Source organism: Cellulophaga omnivescoria (assembly GCF_001999725.1).
Lineage (GTDB): Bacteria > Bacteroidota > Bacteroidia > Flavobacteriales > Flavobacteriaceae > Cellulophaga > Cellulophaga omnivescoria.
The window spans coordinates 1-2,203 of the sequence record NZ_MDDP01000040.1; the positions used below are offsets into that span (position 1 = coordinate 1).

2 protein-coding genes are annotated in these 2,203 nt (G+C 32.9%); both read left to right on the plus strand.

Annotated features, from left to right (window positions below; genetic code table 11):
- The first annotated feature begins 742 nt into the window (after positions 1-742).
- A complete protein-coding gene (locus BFJ87_RS13155; RefSeq protein ID WP_171974515.1) occupies positions 743-1,153 on the plus strand; it encodes a hypothetical protein in 411 nt (136 codons plus the stop codon).
- 147 nt (positions 1,154-1,300) lie between these two features.
- Positions 1,301-1,957 carry a hypothetical protein gene (locus BFJ87_RS13160; protein WP_077405423.1) on the plus strand — a complete coding sequence of 219 codons (657 nt, stop codon included), beginning with the start codon at positions 1,301-1,303 and terminating at the stop codon, positions 1,955-1,957.
- Positions 1,958-2,203 lie beyond the last annotated feature (246 nt).

The following is a 2,203-nucleotide window of genomic DNA, read 5'->3' on the forward strand; positions in this document are numbered from 1 at the left end:
TTTTCTTCTTAGTTTCTTGGGATTGGTGATTTGTTTCAGAGACATTGGATTATCAATGTTGACGAAATCTTGGTTTCCATGTATATCATAACCTTATTCTACGCTCTGGTTCTTTTTGATTAATAAATATAAATGTAATAGATTGCTAACTTAAGATGTATAACCGCAATTACGGCGGATTCGACTACGTCCGAATCCACTCGGAATTGCTAAAGTCTGTGCCAAACCGAAAATAATAACTAATTTAACCCGCAACTGACGGTTATGCGAAACCGTTGTAAATCATAGCGCTCACTCATACGGCTGAAAATTCCGAATTTTAAAAACTTCAGATTTCTGAAAATAAAAACTCTGACTAATCTCGCGGATAAAACTACTCAAACTCTGAATTTGACAATCTTTACGCGGAACTTCACTCGGTCGGAATTGAGCTTGGTTGCGGAATTTTAAAACGCTGACTAAACAAAAATTGAGTGGATTCTCACTCTTTCGGATTGAAAATTGTTGCAAAAAAATGCTGAATAAGAACTTACTCAAACACGGAACTTCATTCAAGCTGAATAACAAATCTGATAAAGCTACAATTTACAACACTGTATAAGTTTAATTGCTTCTGATTTTCCTGCGGAAAATCCTCGCATTTTTACTATCTTAGTTTCTTAATCTGAAAATCCTCGCGGATTTCCAGCGCAACTAAGCTTATACAAATACGTTGTACGCAAGCTGAAAATCGATTATGGAAATGACAATTGACAAAATTGGAAAAGAGTACTTCTCAAGAAAAGAAAGTGATATAATTGATTTTCAATGGACTGAAAATTTCGGACTAAAAGTAACGATTTCGACTTGGAAAAACTCGGAAAAACAAATCGGAATTAAATATGAATTTAGCGGATTTAACGGATTTCGTTATTTGGACGAAGGTGATTTTTTAGGTTATTGGGATTTACCTGATTTTAAAAATGGATTTCATCTCTTTAGAATAATAAAAGGAGGTTGGAAATCTGGAGAAGTTAATCAAAACGGAATTTTAGATATAAGTAGAGCTGTCGACGAGTTGAATGAATTCTTTATAGCTACAACAAATGGATGTTTGACTGTTTTAGCCTATGAAAAACCGACTGTAACTGAAATTGAATTAAAAAATGAATAAAAGCCAGCGTACAACAACGTGTATAAAAAATTGCGTAGTTTAGTGCTTAACCAAAGTCAGTTGCAATTTTGTTACGTCTGATTTTCCTTCGGAAAATCCTCGCACACAAAACCGCAACTTTCCATACACAAACACGTTGTAGTGCATATGAAAAAAACATTTCTACTAATTTTAATAATTATGATTTCTAGCCCAAATTATGGACAAAAATTGAATGGAAAATGGATACTGAAAGAAGTTGGATATATGGAATTCAAAAAAAATCCCGGACTACAAATTCTTAATTTTAAAAATGATACTGCTAATGTTTTTACCAATTTGCAATTAGAAAAATCTGACTTGAATTTAACTGTAAAAGACAGTTCTCTAATTCTTGAAAATGGAGAAAAGTATGCAGATTTAAAATTAATCAATGAAAACTTATTGAGACTTTATGTCAATGGAACTTTTAACGCAGACCCTGTTCAAATGGAGATGAACTTTGTCAAACTTTCACCTACTAAAACGGAGTTAAGTCAAGATGAAATAGAGTCCTTAAGTTTTGAATTTCAGGAAAAAGGAAAATCAAAAACCAAAATAGCTTTCAATAAAGAACTCTGGGATAAGAAAAGATTGGAAGAGTTAGAAATTAAGGAAGGTTCGAAATGGATTTTAGAAAAGTTAGATGAAACTTATTTAATAACCATTTTCAATCGTGGTAGAAAAGGCGTTACATTACCTATCAGCGAAGTAAGTAAACAGTACTTAAAGTTTTATTGCGTTCCAAATGAAACTGGAGAAGTTATTGCAACTCGGACGGAATAAATACGCACTACAACAAAACCTAAACGTAATGCGGACTTTAGTGTAAAACCGAAAGGTCTGTGTATATTTAGAATGTCGCTAAATCTTATGGATTTAGCTTTGGACAAGAAAAAATAAAACTAAACAATAAGCTTTAGCTTCGTGCGCAGACGGAAACGAAAAGTTTCCTTACCACCGCACTACGCTTAGCTAAACCGTTGTAACCAATTTGAGAAACCGAATGGCAATTAACAAAATAAAAAAAAA